At 32.5% G+C, this 16,175-nt stretch carries 19 protein-coding genes and 1 pseudogene; 4 read left to right on the plus strand and 16 right to left on the minus strand.

Annotated elements, in window-relative coordinates:
- Nucleotides 1-733: 733 nt before the first annotated feature.
- On the minus strand, nt 734-1,099 hold the full coding sequence (locus tag ACNHOZ_RS21780; RefSeq protein ID WP_048018706.1) for a darcynin family protein: 366 nt from the start codon (nt 1,097-1,099) through the stop codon (nt 734-736).
- 446 nt (nt 1,100-1,545) lie between these two features.
- On the opposite strand from ACNHOZ_RS21780, the gene ACNHOZ_RS21785 reads away from it, so the two are divergent.
- Complete coding sequence (locus ACNHOZ_RS21785) at nt 1,546-1,755, plus strand: alpha/beta-type small acid-soluble spore protein (protein WP_048018705.1); 210 nt, start codon at nt 1,546-1,548, stop codon at nt 1,753-1,755.
- A 560-nt stretch (nt 1,756-2,315) separates the two neighbouring features.
- On the opposite strand, the gene ACNHOZ_RS21790 is transcribed toward ACNHOZ_RS21785, so the two are convergent.
- The 3 genes from ACNHOZ_RS21790 to ACNHOZ_RS21800 all read right to left on the minus strand — a co-directional run bounded on the left by ACNHOZ_RS21790 (nt 2,316) and on the right by ACNHOZ_RS21800 (nt 3,971).
- Entirely contained in the window at nt 2,316-2,501 is a 186-nt protein-coding gene (locus ACNHOZ_RS21790) for a hypothetical protein (protein WP_048018704.1), read from the minus strand.
- Between the two features lie 549 nt (nt 2,502-3,050).
- Nucleotides 3,051-3,524, minus strand: coding sequence for a hypothetical protein (locus ACNHOZ_RS21795; RefSeq protein WP_048018703.1), 474 nt, complete (start codon nt 3,522-3,524; stop codon nt 3,051-3,053).
- Between the two features lie 279 nt (nt 3,525-3,803).
- Nucleotides 3,804-3,971: a hypothetical protein gene (locus tag ACNHOZ_RS21800; protein ID WP_196299105.1), complete on the minus strand. Its 168-nt coding sequence runs from the start codon at nt 3,969-3,971 to the stop codon at nt 3,804-3,806.
- A gap of 220 nt (nt 3,972-4,191) precedes the next feature.
- Between ACNHOZ_RS21800 and ACNHOZ_RS21805 the strand changes: the two genes are divergently transcribed.
- The gene (locus tag ACNHOZ_RS21805; protein ID WP_080968574.1) at nt 4,192-4,809 is read left to right on the plus strand and encodes a hypothetical protein; all 618 of its coding nucleotides are present in this window, start codon (nt 4,192-4,194) and stop codon (nt 4,807-4,809) included.
- A 657-nt stretch (nt 4,810-5,466) separates the two neighbouring features.
- Here ACNHOZ_RS21805 and ACNHOZ_RS21810 read toward each other — a convergent pair.
- From ACNHOZ_RS21810 to ACNHOZ_RS21835, 6 genes and pseudogenes are all read right to left on the minus strand, one after another.
- Nucleotides 5,467-5,880: pseudogene (locus ACNHOZ_RS21810) on the minus strand (DUF7832 domain-containing protein); the annotation flags it as partial.
- Nucleotides 5,881-6,158: 278 nt separating this feature from the next.
- Nucleotides 6,159-6,722 carry an SMI1/KNR4 family protein gene (locus ACNHOZ_RS21815; protein ID WP_048018702.1) on the minus strand — a complete coding sequence of 188 codons (564 nt, stop codon included), beginning with the start codon at nt 6,720-6,722 and terminating at the stop codon, nt 6,159-6,161.
- A 19-nt stretch (nt 6,723-6,741) separates the two neighbouring features.
- Nucleotides 6,742-7,005 carry a hypothetical protein gene (locus ACNHOZ_RS21820; protein ID WP_048018701.1) on the minus strand — a complete coding sequence of 88 codons (264 nt, stop codon included), beginning with the start codon at nt 7,003-7,005 and terminating at the stop codon, nt 6,742-6,744.
- Between the two features lie 71 nt (nt 7,006-7,076).
- The gene (locus ACNHOZ_RS21825) at nt 7,077-7,517 is read right to left on the minus strand and encodes a hypothetical protein (RefSeq protein ID WP_255900356.1); all 441 of its coding nucleotides are present in this window, start codon (nt 7,515-7,517) and stop codon (nt 7,077-7,079) included.
- Between the two features lie 343 nt (nt 7,518-7,860).
- Nucleotides 7,861-8,031: a hypothetical protein gene (locus ACNHOZ_RS21830; RefSeq protein ID WP_196299104.1), complete on the minus strand. Its 171-nt coding sequence runs from the start codon at nt 8,029-8,031 to the stop codon at nt 7,861-7,863.
- A gap of 416 nt (nt 8,032-8,447) precedes the next feature.
- The gene (locus tag ACNHOZ_RS21835; RefSeq protein WP_230683543.1) at nt 8,448-8,564 is read right to left on the minus strand and encodes a general stress protein; all 117 of its coding nucleotides are present in this window, start codon (nt 8,562-8,564) and stop codon (nt 8,448-8,450) included.
- A 326-nt stretch (nt 8,565-8,890) separates the two neighbouring features.
- Between ACNHOZ_RS21835 and ACNHOZ_RS21840 the strand changes: the two genes are divergently transcribed.
- Nucleotides 8,891-9,202 (plus strand): hypothetical protein, encoded by a 312-nt coding sequence (locus ACNHOZ_RS21840; protein WP_048018699.1) that lies wholly within the window; start codon nt 8,891-8,893, stop codon nt 9,200-9,202.
- A 458-nt stretch (nt 9,203-9,660) separates the two neighbouring features.
- On the opposite strand, the gene aspA is transcribed toward ACNHOZ_RS21840, so the two are convergent.
- Both aspA and ACNHOZ_RS21850 read right to left on the minus strand, forming a co-directional pair.
- Nucleotides 9,661-11,103 (minus strand): aspartate ammonia-lyase, encoded by a 1,443-nt coding sequence (gene aspA, locus ACNHOZ_RS21845; protein ID WP_048018698.1) that lies wholly within the window; start codon nt 11,101-11,103, stop codon nt 9,661-9,663.
- 37 nt (nt 11,104-11,140) lie between these two features.
- Nucleotides 11,141-12,412 (minus strand): cation:dicarboxylate symporter family transporter, encoded by a 1,272-nt coding sequence (locus ACNHOZ_RS21850; protein ID WP_048018697.1) that lies wholly within the window; start codon nt 12,410-12,412, stop codon nt 11,141-11,143.
- Nucleotides 12,413-13,367: 955 nt separating this feature from the next.
- Here ACNHOZ_RS21850 and ACNHOZ_RS21855 point away from each other — a divergent pair.
- Nucleotides 13,368-13,553, plus strand: coding sequence for a hypothetical protein (locus ACNHOZ_RS21855; protein WP_080968573.1), 186 nt, complete (start codon nt 13,368-13,370; stop codon nt 13,551-13,553).
- 306 nt (nt 13,554-13,859) lie between these two features.
- Here the strand turns inward: ACNHOZ_RS21855 and ACNHOZ_RS21860 are convergent, their stop codons facing one another.
- The 4 genes from ACNHOZ_RS21860 to ACNHOZ_RS21875 all read right to left on the minus strand — a co-directional run bounded on the left by ACNHOZ_RS21860 (nt 13,860) and on the right by ACNHOZ_RS21875 (nt 15,971).
- On the minus strand, nt 13,860-13,985 hold the full coding sequence (locus tag ACNHOZ_RS21860; protein WP_255219823.1) for a hypothetical protein: 126 nt from the start codon (nt 13,983-13,985) through the stop codon (nt 13,860-13,862).
- A gap of 33 nt (nt 13,986-14,018) precedes the next feature.
- Nucleotides 14,019-14,291 carry a GlsB/YeaQ/YmgE family stress response membrane protein gene (locus ACNHOZ_RS21865; RefSeq protein ID WP_048018696.1) on the minus strand — a complete coding sequence of 91 codons (273 nt, stop codon included), beginning with the start codon at nt 14,289-14,291 and terminating at the stop codon, nt 14,019-14,021.
- Nucleotides 14,292-14,587: 296 nt separating this feature from the next.
- Complete coding sequence (locus tag ACNHOZ_RS21870) at nt 14,588-15,067, minus strand: site-2 protease family protein (RefSeq protein ID WP_048018695.1); 480 nt, start codon at nt 15,065-15,067, stop codon at nt 14,588-14,590.
- Between the two features lie 328 nt (nt 15,068-15,395).
- The gene (locus tag ACNHOZ_RS21875; protein ID WP_080968572.1) at nt 15,396-15,971 is read right to left on the minus strand and encodes an MEDS domain-containing protein; all 576 of its coding nucleotides are present in this window, start codon (nt 15,969-15,971) and stop codon (nt 15,396-15,398) included.
- Nucleotides 15,972-16,175 lie beyond the last annotated feature (204 nt).

Here is a 16,175-nt window from a genome sequence, read left to right on the forward strand (position 1 = left end):
CCTTTCGTACTCCTTTGAATTTTTACAACTAATTCCCATTTCTATTTATGTTTTTATTCTAAGGACTTAGTGAGAGTTAGGTGAAACCTTACAAGTTAAGTAGCACTATATATTTAATTATATATACCAGAAGGTTAATTAATCAACTAGTTTAATTTTGGAAATATTTTGATCTGAAATAAGAGAAGTATGCTGAATTTCTGTATAAGATTAGGAGCTGTTGCAATCACTGCAAGTCAGCTTACTTCAAGAGCTCACTAAAATATCACATTTATCTTCAATAGTTAGGGAAGCTTCTGAACTCTCATTTACTTTATGCAAAAGGTGGACTATTAGGAATAGATACAGCATATAAAAACTCATTCCTTCTTACATAATTGGCTAACTCTTACCTACTGCGGTAAGGGTTCTTTGTTCTTTTCCGATTAGACAGACAAGATTACTGCAGTAGCTACATAGTATCTAAAGAATCTTAACTTCATCACCTATTTCAGTAACGTTACTGCGTTAATACAAGCTGTATACGCTTAGTGAAGCCCTTCATCGAATCTGTAAATGTTGTATCTAAAAAATAGGATATTCTGTTTTTGGGGATCACTACAAGAAAATGTGCGTATAAAAGCAGTGTATTTCACGATTGAAATTACACTGCTTTTGTTGTTGGAGCAAATATGCTGCTAAATAAATGAAGAAAGCCTAAAACACTCGATTTCTCTCTTATTACAATAAGGTTCTATCTGTGTTCAGGCCTCATTTCTAAGGATTCTTCCTCGAATTTTTGGTAGGCATTCTGTAATCCCATTATCACTTTTTTTATTTTAAAGTAGCCATTGGAATAAGCATATGTATCACGGATTTCTTCCCACATAAAATGATACATTTTTAAGTCTGATGTTTCACAAAAGATGAAATCGGTATAAGTACCGTCTCCAAACGCATCCGCGTCAAAGAATTTCACTTTAACATTCTCATTGTACTTTTCAATTATTGAATATAAATCTTCCGCAAGCTCTCTTCTTTTTTCACGTGTTAATGCTAACCACGTAGGATAAAACTCTAATAAAATTATAATGCCATGATTTAAGTTGTTTTTTTTCATCTTATTATCTCCTTTAGATTCACCAGAAATACAATGTAATTATACTACCTTTTAGTATTTAATGGTAAAATCGGTTTTCTTTACCGTTTAAATACTCGAATAAGTTAAATAGAGAAGGACCCCTACTAGGCTCTTTTAAATGCTCTAATGAAAATTAACATCATTTTTCTTTTAATCTGTTGCCATTTTAGGCATTCTAACTTCTAGAACTTCATTTTTATAAGAGATTTTTTATTCATTCGCTGAATATAGGAATTGGGTAATTTAACCATAAAGTATTAATTTTATTTAACAAGGAAGAAGATATTTATAAGATGAGGATAATTTATCTGCTTGATATACATATTTATAAAAACAACAACATTAAAAAAATTTTTTTATTTTATGAATAAATGATTCTTCTTTTACGCATGTTAACGTTGTAAACTTTAAAGGATTTGAATAAAATGGAAAACAATAAAAATAGCAATACAAATGAATTATTAGTATATGGTGCGCAACAAGCAATTGACCAGATGAAATATGAAATTGCTAGCGAGTTTGGTGTTAACCTAGGTCCTGACACAACTGCTCGTGCAAACGAATCTGTAGGTGGAGAAATTACAAAGCATCTTGTACAAATGGCTGAGCAACAACTTGGCGGAGGACATTTCTAAGACAATTGTATAATGGTTGCTAAAGGAATAATGGTGTTCATTCTTCTTTTTTTCTATGATTTAAATAAAAAGAGACACGTGCATGGCACGAAGAAGCCTCCATCAACGTTGATGGAGGCTTCTTCATTAAAACATAGTTTTGCCCTTGTGAGACCCTTTCGTTACGTATATCGGTTCATAACTAAAGTGCCTTGTTAAGATACGGATATCTACTTGCAATTTGAGGTAATACGTTTCTTGAAGTCGCTGTTAATCCTTTCAAAACTAATCAGTCCCTTCAATAAATTAAGTATTTACCTTCTCACAACAATCAATAATATTGATGTTGTACTATGCGTGTACCACATACTTTAAAGTTAAAACATTAATTATCAAATTTTTAAAACTGTTAATAACAAATAATCAGATATAAATATATAAGCACAATTGCAATTAAATAGGATTTTGATACAACGAAAGAATGTTAATCTTTGAGCTCTAGCTAGAAAAATATGTTGTACTCTCTGTTTGTTCTCTTTCCTTACATACTCTATGGTCGTAACATTTAAACGATTTATCTCCTATCCACTAACTCTTTCTTTTAAATAACCCAGAAATCCATTTTGGACTTTTACTATATGGTCACCTATCCAAACACTATTGACTCTAAAGTAATACCAACTTCGGGATTCACCTAAAAATTCTTTAACTCCATAACCTTCTTCGATTAAATGAGCTTGAATTTCTTCTTTCCAATCATTAAACATCCTCTTCCCTCCTATTTAAGATTGTAAAGACTTTCCTTTTACTAATCCCCATCTTATTCAAGGGCAAACCACTCATTCTTTTTATTCATATATGTTAGTATGATTTATGCCATATAAGTTTTATAGCAATTCCAACTACTCTGAATGGAGCACATTCAAAAGATTTATAGAAGGTAATATGCCTCTTGAAACGTATGGACAATTACTATAAAAAACCATGCCTTCTTACATAATCAGCTACCCTTTACTTACTGCGGTAAGGGTTCTTTGCTATTTTTTGATTGGACAGACAAGCTTACAGCAGTAGTTACATAGTATCTAAAAAATCTTAACTTCATTACCTAATCAGTATCTATTTCAGTAACGTTACCACGTTAATACAAGCTGTATACGCCTAGTGAAGTCCTTCGTGGAATCTGTAAGGGAGCTTATATATATTCCTGTAGGCTGATTTATATTAGCTAGAAACGTATACATGGATTGCCCAATCACATATAAAAAGAACCCATTTTGAAAATAACTAATCAAAATGGGTTCTCTTCATGTAGATTAAGGTCTATGGAAGTTGACCGTCTTTTCATCATCTCCAGTTCGTTCAAACCAACCCCTAAAGGCCCAGTTATCATATCCCCCGTCACCTTCGTTAATAAAAGTTCCTTCTTCAAATATCCAAACCCCAAACGTGATGCCATCGTAATCTACAGTATCAAAATATTGCACACCTTGTAATTGATTAGAATTGTAACCTTGACTTAAATTCATCACCACTACGTTGTACTGTTGACCCGATTCAAAAAAGGCTTTTTCCATAGCTCCTTTAACAAATCCACTTCGATTGTCAGCCGTTTTAGCTGCATCTGCAATCGCTTGCCCGATTGCTACTGGATCAATACCGACGTCTGCTCCAACTTCTGCAGCTTCTGCGGAACCAGCAGAATCTCCTAAATTCGGTAGAGCTAATGGTGTCGCTAACATAGCTATACCCACGGCAGAAGCTACAACAGCTTGTTTCGCTCTTCTCATTTGATCTCCTCCTATTTTAGTTGATTCTTAGAACAACTACCCCTTTTTACCATTTTAAAACAAAAATGTATGATTAAGTTACAAAAGATAAATAAAAGAGAAAATATTTTAAATATCTCAGCATTATCGCGATAACAAAAAAAGGGTTATATACTCCATATAATCTCTTTACTCTTTGTTTTATTTACTCGTTTATTTCTTACAATATTAATAATTTTATATAATTAGAAATTGTTTTGGAACTACATTAGGCGAGAGATTAATATAAATTATCTTTATTTAGAAAGATTTATTAATAGATAACATATTCATGGCTTTTTCTAAAAGTACAATATCTTCTTTTAACATTGTTTTTACATCATTGAGTTCAAGATGTAGGTATTCTTCTCTTAAACGTTCTAACTCCCTAATAAATAGGGGGTCAATGCAGTATGTGTACTTTATCATCAATACGTACCCCCTTTATATTTTGATGTCATATATGATGATTCCCCTTCATTCGTACAAATAATCATAAAAGGAAATAAATTCAATTTATAGATTTTAGATAACCAAAAGCAATTTAAATAAAAGACAATTATACTAATGATTATTTTCCAAATATTAAATAGAAAATGTATGGAAAAGGATTAATTAAGATTGGAAGGGTAATAAAGGCTTTAGAGCTATTGAAGGTAGTGATGTTTATAACCATCGTTTCGGAGGACAAGAATGGAATGTACCAAAATGTCAGTTATGTGGCGAAGATTTACATCAGATTTTATGTTTCGATCTAAAGGATGATAGATTAAGTGAACTAAGAACTTCTAAACTTGAAGAACTACCTTTAATATCATGCTTAAATTGTTCTACTTTCTGGGAGCCTCAACTATTTCAATTAAATCCTTCAATAAAGAATGTTACTGCTTTAAGCCAAAATGATAAGGGGAAATGGATTCAAGACGAAGAAAATAAAATACCTGTTCCTCTTCCTTATACAAAATTCAAACTGATTAATATGTTAGGAGAAGATATACCAGTCAATGAAGAAGCCTACTATGATGCATTTGACTTATTTGGTCAGGAATATATATGTAGAGTGTTGGGAGCGCCTCTATACGTTGAAAAGCCAAATGACATAAGCTGTCCAACCTGTAACCATGACATGCAATATGTTTCCAGTGTCACTCATGATTTTGAAGTAGATCTTATATCCGTGGTGGGCCTTTTCCTGGGAGAAATGATTATCTATTTTTATTTTTGTAAGGAATGTTTAACCCTAAAAACAGAGGTACAAGGTACGTAAGCTAAAAAAAGCCCTCGTAAGGGCTTTTTTTACTTCTCATGATAAAAATATTATGGTAACTAAAATGTATAATTTTACGAACATATACCTTTCTATTTTTTAATATAGATAATGAATTTAGTTACCATTTTTGTCAGACCATTTGTCTTCACTATCGATCCATTTGTTCTTCTTTAAATCAAAAGATTCTATACCATCATGAAAGTCTAGATAAACAGGCAGCTTTATTCTATTATCGCCAGCTTTATTCCAACAAGAAATAAACCAGTTTGAAATCAATTCTTTCTCAGCAGCAGATATTTCTTCTTCATTTTGTTCATAAAAATCCCAAAACTCATCTGAATGCTCGTCGGCTAGCTCATAGTATTCAAACTCTTCAAGTAGCTCATAACTACCTGAAAAAATGGCACGATTGTTTCCTTCATAGAAAACTTCATTCGCTTCATTGTCCATAGAAAACATCCTGATAGACAAATCAAATGGCTGAATGAAGGTTTCAAAGTCTAGTAAGTCAATGTCCTTATAATAATAAAAAGTATGTACTTTTTCGATATTGTTAATTAACTTATCTTCATTTTGTTCAAGTGTTTTCTTTAATGAACCAATATATGAATCAACCGTAAATAACTTATCACCTTTATTTTCTTCTTCTGTATGCTTCCAAGTATCAAAACGCTCATTAATCTTTGTATTAATAGCCTCATAATTATTCCACGTATCTTCTACCTCATAAAGGGATTTTATATGAGGAAATATAGCTTCATAATCATCTAAATAAGTACCTTTATCGAAATCAAAGTAATCTTTTGTAAAGGCCCTTCCTTCCGCATTCAGCATATCGCTGGCAAAGACGCCATCCCATTCCATATATATTTCAGTTCCGGTCATGTTCTTTTGTTTAAACTCTATAATTTCCTGAGCAGCCTCTTCTTCAAATTCTTTGCTATATAAGTTTTCTTTAATAATCCAACCGAGATACATTCCAGTATGAACGAATGCCTGCTTTTCACTCAAGTTACTTGGGAAATCTCCTTCATAATGCCATTTAGCTTTATCATAGACGGTTGTCATGGCCTCTTCCTCTTTCTCTATATCTTCTATTAAGGTAATTTCTTCTTGTTCACGACTACTTTTTTTATTTAATGAGTCTTCGCAGCCTTGCAGGAACAAAATAATAAACACAAAAAATGGAATGCACTTTAATTTATACAAAATTCCCTCCATGAATTACATTAAAAGTAAACGATATACTGCATTATATACTGTAGAGATTAAACAATATATATTAAACCAATGAAAATAGAATTATAGCAAAAAAATGTAGTCTCTAAAAAACTGGTTTAGCTTAATCATTCTTTGCGGCTATAACTGCTTTCTAATTGCTTTGGATCTAGTGGGGGTACACGAAATAATTGCTTTAGAAAATCATCGAAAGTATCTGCTATTTTAATATACTCCCATTCTGTAGTATCGCTTGTTGAAGCTGAGAAGTTTTCTGCGATATACATAACAGTAGGATCTTGTGATTTATTACGATAATCCAACACGATCCAATAGTGAAAATCCGTCCACAAAACCACAAATCCACCTGTGAGTTTGACTTCTTTTAATAGTTCTTTGGAAGATAAGATACTTATATCATCATTTTCAAAATGTATAGGGTCAATTGAATTAATGTTTGCTCTTCCTCCATAAGGAATACTTTCTGCATCGCCATCAGGTAACATAAAGTATGGGTAGTTTAATCCACCACCATTTCTTATTTTCAGTAAATCTAATAATGAACTAGGCAACTTAACACCTAAAATAACTCCAGCTTTCTTTATGATTCTCTCATTTATCAGATAATCTATACACTGATATTCACTATCGTCGCTCCAAAAACTATCTCCCTGATAAAATTCTTTTTTCAAAACTTCACCTTCTTTCGCTTTAAGTGTTAAACAATTGTTTTAATTCCTTTTTCAAGCTTTTATAATGCCAATTAATATGATCAAGCTCGACCTCTATTTCAATTAATTGATCTATTAGCTTCTTTTGGTCTAGTGAAGAACTAAGAGTGTCTGTAATCAATCGATCAAGTTTATTGCTACTTTCGTAAATGTCGTTTAAATCAACTGCTAATTCAACACATTCCTTGTTTGAATCGAGTAAAGAAAGCTTCTTTATGAGTTCATCTACAATAGTTGGGTTCATTCTATCTCCTCCCCTTTAATCAGTGTATATTCTAGGTCCTTCAAGCCTTCATAAAAAGTTATTGAAGATGGTTAGAAATCTAAAATTGAATCAATGTTTTCGGCATATTCATCAACTAGTTGAGACCCTTTCTCTTCAGCTTCTCCCTCCTCTAGTTCCTTATCTTCCAACCACTGTTGATAATGACAAAGTTCATGAGCAATGCTGTCTAGCATCGCATACAATGCATCTATTTTTCCTCTTTCTCTAATCAAATCTTTATAATCCCCAGTAGCAATGCGGATATATGGTTCAACATCTTTTTCATAAGGAGCAAAGAAAGTGGCTGTTACCAACTCCTTTGTCGTCCGGTTCTTAATTTGAACATCTTTTTTTAGGTAAAGAACAACTCGGATAGGAAACTCCATTTGCGTTCTTAACCATTTACAAAAGCTAATGCATGCTTTTCTTACTTCTGGGTCTACGCTAGGCTCACTCCTTAATCTTAAACCTGTTCTAGGATAGTCATTCATGCTTATTTCCTCACATTCAACCTTCTATTTGCATTAATAGTTTATTAGAATAATTAAATTACATAAATTTCTTAATTTGTAATATTATAGACCAGTTTTTACCATACATCATGTATAATAAAGGAACTTAATAATAGAAAGTCGGGAACAAAATGAAAAAACTTCTTCTTTATATGCTATATATCTCTCTTACTTATGATGTGATTCGTTTAATTTATAGGACGGTAACAAAGTATAGCCTTGAGAACTTTGGTTACGATGTCCTTTCAGTAATAAGAGACTTAATTGTCATTTGGATTATTTTTAAAGTCACTCGTTTAGAGTTATAATTTTTATTTATTATTTATACATGTAACTGCTGATTAACCAATCTCTTTACTCTCTCATAAGCTTTGACCTCATCCTGGTAAAACAATGCACTATTCCAGTCTTCTCTTTTCTCCGCATCTTTTCTCCACGCATCAGATTGTTCTAGTAACTTATCAATGTATTTAATAAACTTCTTTCGTTCCATTTAATCATCTACTTCTATTGAAATTGGAAATATTTATAAATTATTTTGATAAGTAATATTTCTAGAATTTAGTGAGAATACCTGTTGGAATTTGATATAATCTCCAGGACTTTTATTTTATTGCCTATTTATGCGCATTTTAATGAGTTATTTTAATTCTTTTTTGATTTTAGAAACATTACTTATGTTAATTTAAAGAGAAATAAAAAAAGCTACCAATACAGCTAGGCAGCCCTTCCTTAAATATCCCTAATTATTCTCTCTGCTATAAACCATAGAGGAGATATACTTATTTCTTTTGCTTGTTTGTCAGTTTCTCATTGTTTTTTTCTTTTTCAGAAGTAGTAATATCCGTATCTTTATTTTGCCTTTCTGGTTTCCGGTTGTTTACTGAGGTTGCAACCTCTTCAATCTCTTTAATAACAGGAGAATATGTCTGTTTCACGATACCCTTGATGTTTTAACCCCTTAATTGCATGTATCGCTTCTTGCTCCGAATGAAAAATCCCTTCAACTCGTTTTCTCGTTCCCATTTTCCCATCCCCTTAAATTTTAATTAAACGAAAACTTCTTTTCGCATTTAATTCCATCCTTATTGTGTATATCATGTACCCAGTGGGTTTTTATTTGAAGCTTAATAAGGATGACTATGTAAATGACCCCTACATTATAAAATGTAGAAAGATGAAGTAGAGGCGATATCCATATTCGGGAAAACTTTAGAGTTTTTATTGAAAAAGAACATCTGTTCGTATATAATGTAAAAAAGGAAAAACCTCATATTTTTCCTTAATTGAAACATATAGGATATTTAATACAGAGATAATTTACAATTAGTTTTTATGGGGGAGAAAAAGCGATGAATTCTACATACCATCATTTAAAAGATACAAAAAAAGAAGAAGGGCAAAAAGAATTACTTGAGAGAAACCTAGAAGCTCATAGAAGTAGAAGATGGGTAACCAACTCTATTTACGCTATGTCCCTACTTGTAGTCGTACTTTGTTTCTATTTTCATGTACCACAGGCTGCAATTATTACTCTAATCTTATTTTTGATATGTGCAACTAGCGAAATACTATATAGAGCGTTAGATAAAAAGATAGAACTACGGTTAAAACGGATTAAACAGGAGAAAAGAAAGATCATATTTAAAGGAAATAAATCCTAACAGCTTTTCTATAAATTCCTTTCTGCTATACAGATTTGAAATTATTTTTCACATGAGAACGAAGAAGAAAGAGTTAGCTTCGTTATAGAATAAAGTAAAAAAGCAGTTCTTTAACTACTCAAGGACTGTTTTTTTACTTTATAGAAGAGAAAGAGTAGCAAAAAATCATCCTTGATAAAGTTTACGACTATGCTGAATTTCCGAATAAAGTTAATGTCCAATGCGATAACTGCAATTTATCTTACTTCAAAAGTTCTATAAAAAGTTGAATTCGTCTACGTGAACGTCGAGAGTGTGCCATGAAGAAAAGCATTTAGGTAGTACTTGGACTATAAAAAATAGCCTGGTTTGAATGGCATGTGGTATTTTTAGACGTTTATACCGAAAATAAGCCACCTAGGGATATCCCAAGTAGGTGGCTTATAAGATAAACTTAATATGGAGCAAGCTGTTAAAAATTAATTTCTGTCAAAAAGAGAGCTGCCAGATATGCCTGGGTTCGTCATTTCATAGGGATTTAAAATTAACTCAAGCTCCTCCTCAGTCAATACGTCATATTGCAAACATAGTTCTCGTACCGACTTTCCATTTAAAATAGCCTCTCTAGCAATTCGTGCTGCTACTTCATATCCGATATGTGGATTTACGGCTGTAATAATCCCTACACTTTTTTCTACATACTCTTTTAAACGTCCCTCATTTGCTTCAATGCCTTTTAGACAATGGTCTGTGAAGACGTGGAATGCGTTATTCATAATACTGATTGACTGAAGCAAGTTAAATACAAGAACAGGCTCCATCACATTTAGTTCAAGCTGACCTGCTTCCGATGCCAGGCAAATTGTATGATCATTACCTATAACTTGAAAAGCTACTTGATTAATCATTTCAGGCATGACAGGATTGACCTTTCCAGGCATAATAGATGAACCAGGTTGACGAGCTGGTAATATAAGTTCAGCTAATCCTGCACGAGGACCCGATGCCATTAATCGGATATCATTCGCAATTTTAGACATATTAATCATGCAAACTTTTAAGCTAGCGGAGACTTCTGTATAAGCGTCTGTATTTTGAGTCGCGTCTACAAGATGATTGGCCTTCTTAAGTGGTAAACCACTAATATTTGCTAGATATCTTACAACATTTTCGATATAACGTGGATCTGCATTTAAACCCGTTCCAACTGCAGTTGCTCCCATATTAACCTCATATAAATGTCCATAAGATTGCTTAATACGTTTCATATCGCGCTCAAGAACACGACTATATGATTCAAATTCTTGACCAAGACGGATTGGAACCGCATCCTGTAGGTGAGTACGTCCCATCTTTATAATAGAATCAAATTGTTCTGCCTTTTTCTGAAATACACTGTGCATATAATTCATTGTTTTCAGTAACTTATTTAACAGATTAAGCGTTGCAATATGGATAGCAGTTGGGAATACGTCGTTTGTTGATTGTGACATGTTTACATGACTATTAGGGCTTAAATCGGAATAAGAACCTTTCTTGTGACCAAGTAACTCTAAAGCTCTATTTGCAATAACCTCATTTGCATTCATATTCATTGAGGTCCCCGCACCGCCCTGTATTGGATCAACAATAAATTGATTGTTTCTTTTCCCTTCAATAACCTCGTCTGCTGCTTCAATAATTGCATTACCCAACCCATCATATAACCTTTTTGTTTCCATGTTAGCAAGAGCAGCAGCCTTTTTAACGATCCCTAATGCTTTAATAAGTTCTGGGTGAATTTGATATCCTGTTATTGGGAAGTTTTCAACTGCACGTAAAGTTTGAATCCCATAATAAGTATAATTAGGAACTTCTTTTGTTCCTAGGAAATCTTTTTCAATTCTTACATTTTGTTTTTCTGGTATTTCTATATTTGTCATAACATTGATCTCCTTCTTTACATAAAAAGAAATTTTTTTATGCTACGTCCGATTTTCTAATAGAATCTGTATAATGCTTTGCTTTTTCTTTGTCGAATCCGCCTTCCCACTTAGACATCACAATAGCAGCTAATGCGTTACCTACTACGTTGACAGATGTACGAAGCATATCTAAAATACGATCAATACCAGCAATGAATGCCATACCTTCTAGAGGTAATCCCATTGATCCCAATGTTGTTAATACAACAACAAATGAGGCGCCCGCAACTCCTGCCATTCCCTTAGAAGTCAACATCAACACAAGTAAAAGTGTAATTTGTTCTACGAAAGATAAATGAATCCCATACATTTGTGCAATGAAAAGGGCAGCAATGGCTTGGTAAATGGATGATCCATCAAGGTTAAAGGTATATCCTGTCGGAATAACAAATGATGTGACAGCTTTCGGACAACCAAAGTTCTCCATTTTAGTCATTAACCTTGGCAATACTGCTTCAGAGCTTGCGGTTGTAAACGCTAAAATCAACTCATCTTTTAAGATTTTTATAAGGACTAAAACATTAGTTCCAGCCATCTTTGCAATAATACCTAATACTACAAAAACAAAGAAAATCATGGTCAGATATATAACGAGTACTAACTTTCCTAAAGGAATCAATGAACCGATTCCAAACTTCGCGACATTCAAACCAATTAAAGCAAATACCCCAAATGGAGCAAATTTCATAACTAAGTTTGTCATCCAAAACATGGATTCTAGTACGCCTTCAAAAAAGTTTAAAACTGGTTTACCTTTTTCCCCAATTGCTGCAACTCCTAGACCAAATAAGACTGAGAAAAAGATAATCGCTAATAAATTTCCTTCAGTTAATGATTGGAATATATTAGTTGGGATAATATGAACGATTTGAGCTGCTACACCTGCACTCTCAGTTGTTTTAGATGTTTCTTCATATTTGGATATGTCACCTTTCTCAAGGTTTCCCATATCTATACCACTACCTGGGTGGAATAAATTTGCGGCTAATAAGCCCACTGCTAATGCAATCGTAGTAACAATTTCAAAATAAAGAATGGTTTTTCCACCTAGTCTTCCTAGCTTTTTAATATCACCTACACCAGCTATAGATACGATTAGTGCAGATACAACGATAGGAATAACAATCATTTTGATTAGGTGAAGAAAAATATCTCCTAAAGGTTGAAGAATGGCCATCGCTGTATTATTTCCATAAAAAATAGCGCCTATAGCAATCCCGAACGCAAGTCCAATAAATATTTGTGTAGCTAATCCCAATTTCTTCATAGTTGTAACCCCTTTCAATTTACAGTTCATTAAAACACTTAAAGAGAGCCTATGCTTAGGCTAGCGTCTATAAAAAAAGACAATAATTAAAAATAAGTCCAATGTGTAAATAATCTTTAAAATAAATGGTAATCATATAATTTGAAATTAACTCCCCCCTTCAGTAAAGCGTTTTCAAAATCTTTAATGTAAAATACACTTTTTCGGCTCACCTTATATACCTGAGCATATAGTATCATGTATAAAGAGATTTTCTATTATCCTTTTAACCTTTTGAAATCCTGTTTATTGTCTAACATTCATATAAACCTAGAAGTGACTGTTACTAGATTTATATGAATGTTAGACAAGAGTACCTTAATCTATTATCCCTTCATTTCAGATAAAGTAAAGAAATATCTTCTTCTTTTATTTAGAGATAAGGAAATCATAACATTAGATATCTCTATAACTTGTTAAAATAATTAAATCTCTTAAAATGTTTTTCTTCAAATTAAATGATATCGCTTTCAAAAATTTCAATCGTAGTAACTACATATATCTTCTCTGAAAGCTAAAGGAATTTAGGATTTATTTCAAGTGTAACTTAATTAACTAAACTACAGCATTAAGTTGGGGTATCTCCTTCAGCCTCTTCATACTGTAATCTCATTATAATAAACATGCGTTTCTTGTATATAGGTAATGAATGGAATCAAAAAAATGATAATAACGAAAAATATATTTTTAATTTCATGTTCTCTTTTTGCGTACTTCAGTTACATTATATTTATATACGACAGATAAATCAAGAAAATTATTATTCATTTCGCGTACATTTTATTTAGACAGGTCTCATAGAAGTAAATAATATTTTAATAACGACGAACTGTTATGGAAAAAACAAAGTAATTTTAACATACACCTTTTATATAGATCTAATTGTGTTAGTCTAATAAAAGTCAAATAGAAAAGAATGATCAACCTGGAAGAAGTAACAGAGCAAGAAATCGATTTTGATAAAGTGTATGACTATGTGGAATTTCCGAATAAGGTTAGTGGCCGTTGCGATCACTGTAACTCAGCTGACTTCAAAAGCTCCGTAAAAGGTGGCGTTTTCTTACATGAATGTAGAGAATGTGGCATGAAGAAGAGTATATAAATATATGATAACCAGGCCCTTCAGAATTTAAAGGGGCCTTTTGTTTATGTTTAATAAGGTTGAGTAATAGATACTTCAGTTTAAGTGAGGAAGCTAATCCCTAACCTATAAAAAAGCGCAGATTCTAGGGCCGTTTACGCCTGACCTACTGCAGTAATGAAGCATATCTGCACTTTATTTTTAAATATTTTCCATAATAATAAGCGACCCTATATACTGTAAACAAAGTTACTAAGGTCGCTTATACTATATTTTGATTTATTGTTTTTTTGTCTGTTTCTTTATAATAAAATATCTGTAATCTCATTAATCTTCTGACAGAATTTCGCTATCATTATTAATTTGATCGAATAAATAAGTAAGATAAGAATCTAGTTCAAATTGATTACCTTCAACAAAATCATATAGCATAGAATTATTTTCTTCTCTCATTTTTAATCACTCCAATTTAAGTTTTTTCAATTTTTATACATGATGACCATGATTCTTTTTTTGACCCATTTTTCTTAAAAGAAAGCTTACAATTAATACTAAAATGATTGATCCAATAATTGCTGGGATAATTGCAAAACCGCCAATGACTGGCCCCCAACTTCCCAAGATAAGGCCGCCCAACCAAGAACCAATAAAGCCAGCGATAATATTACCAATAATACCTCCAGGAACGTCGTGTCCCGTAATTAAACCGGCGAGCCACCCGATAATTCCACCTACAATTAGCATCCATAGAATCTCCATTACTACTTCCCTCCTTTTAAATTATTTAGTTAACTTTACCCCTCACTAAAACTCATTAATCTTGTTATTTTTTTCCTGATCAGAGTTTTTCTCGTATATAACCATCTACGCCTTACTTACTGCAGTAAGAGCTCCTTGTTGTTTTTTGAGTAGACAGGTAAATTTACTGCAGTAGCTACATCATAGTATCTAAAGAATTACGACTTGATTACTAATCAGTATCTATTTCAGTACCGTTGCCGCGTTAATACGCATTGTGGACGTCCAGTTTTAATTAGCCATTTTTCTTTCCTTTGTTAATCCGGATTACACGTTATCTTTCCATATCTTAATGCATCATAGATAGCTCGCCCATCACTTAAACTCGTTTCTGAATATTCAAAGGGTAAGAGCGAGAAAACAATATAATAAATAGAGAAATAAACAAATTGGTAAGAAAAGAGATTCTTTGAGAGAACACCCAACATAATTAAACCATACACAAGAAGGATAGACGCTACATTAGCTACGGTACCTCCAGCATAAACACAAGCATGAGCAAAACGGTTATCATACTTTAATTTTTCGTAAATACAAAAGGAGTGCAAAAAATAAATAGATTTTATTTTAATTTTCTTCCACCTAAAAATCGTTCTCCCCTGTCCAATGGTAAAATCGACCTTTCCTCCTAGAATGATAGCCATAAGTGAGTGCCCCAGTTGGTGAATAACAGACACAAGTGGAATGACAATCAAAAAAGAAAATAATAGTTTCGGCATATCACTCCATCCAAACATACCTGTCTCCCTTCCCTCTTAAAATAATCTTACATTTGATATTCCACATTTTCGCCTATCAAAACCGGTATTTTTATGAGGGCTGTATAAGAGAATGATGCTTTTCTATTCTTTGTATTTATGATTTCCATTAGGTTAACTAAATAATTAAACCGGACTTTCTTTACAATAAAAAGAGCTACCTCGAAATAGAAAAACTAACCTGAAGAGACATAAGAATACGAGGAAAGAGCTTATAGTGGTAAATAAACTGAATGGATGAAAAGGAGCCATTGATTTCTTTAAAAATAAAAAACGCTTAGTATGATCGATTAAGCGTTTTTTATCTTTATTCCAAATCAGTTAATGGCCGGTATTGTTTAGACGTAATTAAATCACCTTCAATGAGAACATAAGGGTGTGTTTCCATCAGAATAGTTTTGAGATACTCTGGCATTCTCTCTCCTTTGTATGCACAAATCAATGGGAATGAGAGTTTATTCACCGCACTATCCACTATTCTTTCAAAATCTTCGATTAGATGTAAAGGATCTTCCATTGTGCTCCATTCTACATGTGCCCATGACCTGAAAGAAATTTTATTTTCTAAGTAGGGCTGAACGCTCTTATTAAAATAATTAAGAATGGCGGGAGGGTGATAGCTACCACTTGAATAATAGAAATCAAAGTTGTTTATACGATGTATCATTTTCATTTGATCTGTGGTCAATAGTATTTTCAAATGATCATGAATAAAAGGATAAAAACGGTCATTTTCAATAAGAAGAATGCAATCTCCAGCAAAAATCCCCTCTTGGATATAACTTACAACTTGTCGTATATAATTTTCTTGCTGGTCGTAGGAATACAGTATATGAATACTCTTTTGTTCTGCAAACAACTGATTCATTTTACTTTTCAACACATAATCCCTTCTTTCTTCTCGCTCTCTCATTATACTAGGATTATGTAAACAAAATATAGTGGTAACTTATTGAATTTTCAAACAAATAAATAAAACCACATACAGAAGGTGCGCTTTTTATACACTTTTCTAAGCTCTGTCTCAAAGAGAAACCTTGTTAAATCAACGATGTATAAAAATATGCATAAACTAAAAAACTCTTCT

Source organism: Priestia sp. D51, from assembly GCF_053345675.1.

Excerpts from the sequence above, each read along its gene's own strand:
- ACNHOZ_RS21780 (WP_048018706.1), bottom strand. The coding sequence starts at position 1,099 with ATGAAAAAAAACAACTTAAATCATGGCATTATAATTTTATTAGAGTTT.
- ACNHOZ_RS21785 (WP_048018705.1), top strand. The coding sequence starts at position 1,546 with ATGGAAAACAATAAAAATAGCAATACAAATGAATTATTAGTATATGGT.
- ACNHOZ_RS21790 (WP_048018704.1), bottom strand. The coding sequence starts at position 2,501 with ATGTTTAATGATTGGAAAGAAGAAATTCAAGCTCATTTAATCGAAGAA.
- ACNHOZ_RS21795 (WP_048018703.1), bottom strand. The coding sequence starts at position 3,524 with ATGAGAAGAGCGAAACAAGCTGTTGTAGCTTCTGCCGTGGGTATAGCT.
- ACNHOZ_RS21800 (WP_196299105.1), bottom strand. The coding sequence starts at position 3,971 with ATGATAAAGTACACATACTGCATTGACCCCCTATTTATTAGGGAGTTA.
- ACNHOZ_RS21820 (WP_048018701.1), bottom strand. The coding sequence starts at position 7,005 with ATGAACCCAACTATTGTAGATGAACTCATAAAGAAGCTTTCTTTACTC.
- ACNHOZ_RS21825 (WP_255900356.1), bottom strand. The coding sequence starts at position 7,517 with ATGAATGACTATCCTAGAACAGGTTTAAGATTAAGGAGTGAGCCTAGC.
- ACNHOZ_RS21830 (WP_196299104.1), bottom strand. The coding sequence starts at position 8,031 with ATGGAACGAAAGAAGTTTATTAAATACATTGATAAGTTACTAGAACAA.
- ACNHOZ_RS21835 (WP_230683543.1), bottom strand. The coding sequence starts at position 8,564 with ATGGGAACGAGAAAACGAGTTGAAGGGATTTTTCATTCGGAGCAAGAA.
- ACNHOZ_RS21840 (WP_048018699.1), top strand. The coding sequence starts at position 8,891 with ATGAATTCTACATACCATCATTTAAAAGATACAAAAAAAGAAGAAGGG.
- aspA (WP_048018698.1), bottom strand. The coding sequence starts at position 11,103 with ATGACAAATATAGAAATACCAGAAAAACAAAATGTAAGAATTGAAAAA.
- ACNHOZ_RS21850 (WP_048018697.1), bottom strand. The coding sequence starts at position 12,412 with ATGAAGAAATTGGGATTAGCTACACAAATATTTATTGGACTTGCGTTC.
- ACNHOZ_RS21855 (WP_080968573.1), top strand. The coding sequence starts at position 13,368 with ATGATCAACCTGGAAGAAGTAACAGAGCAAGAAATCGATTTTGATAAA.
- ACNHOZ_RS21860 (WP_255219823.1), bottom strand. The coding sequence starts at position 13,985 with ATGAGAGAAGAAAATAATTCTATGCTATATGATTTTGTTGAAGGTAAT.
- ACNHOZ_RS21865 (WP_048018696.1), bottom strand. The coding sequence starts at position 14,291 with ATGGAGATTCTATGGATGCTAATTGTAGGTGGAATTATCGGGTGGCTC.
- ACNHOZ_RS21870 (WP_048018695.1), bottom strand. The coding sequence starts at position 15,067 with ATGTTTGGATGGAGTGATATGCCGAAACTATTATTTTCTTTTTTGATT.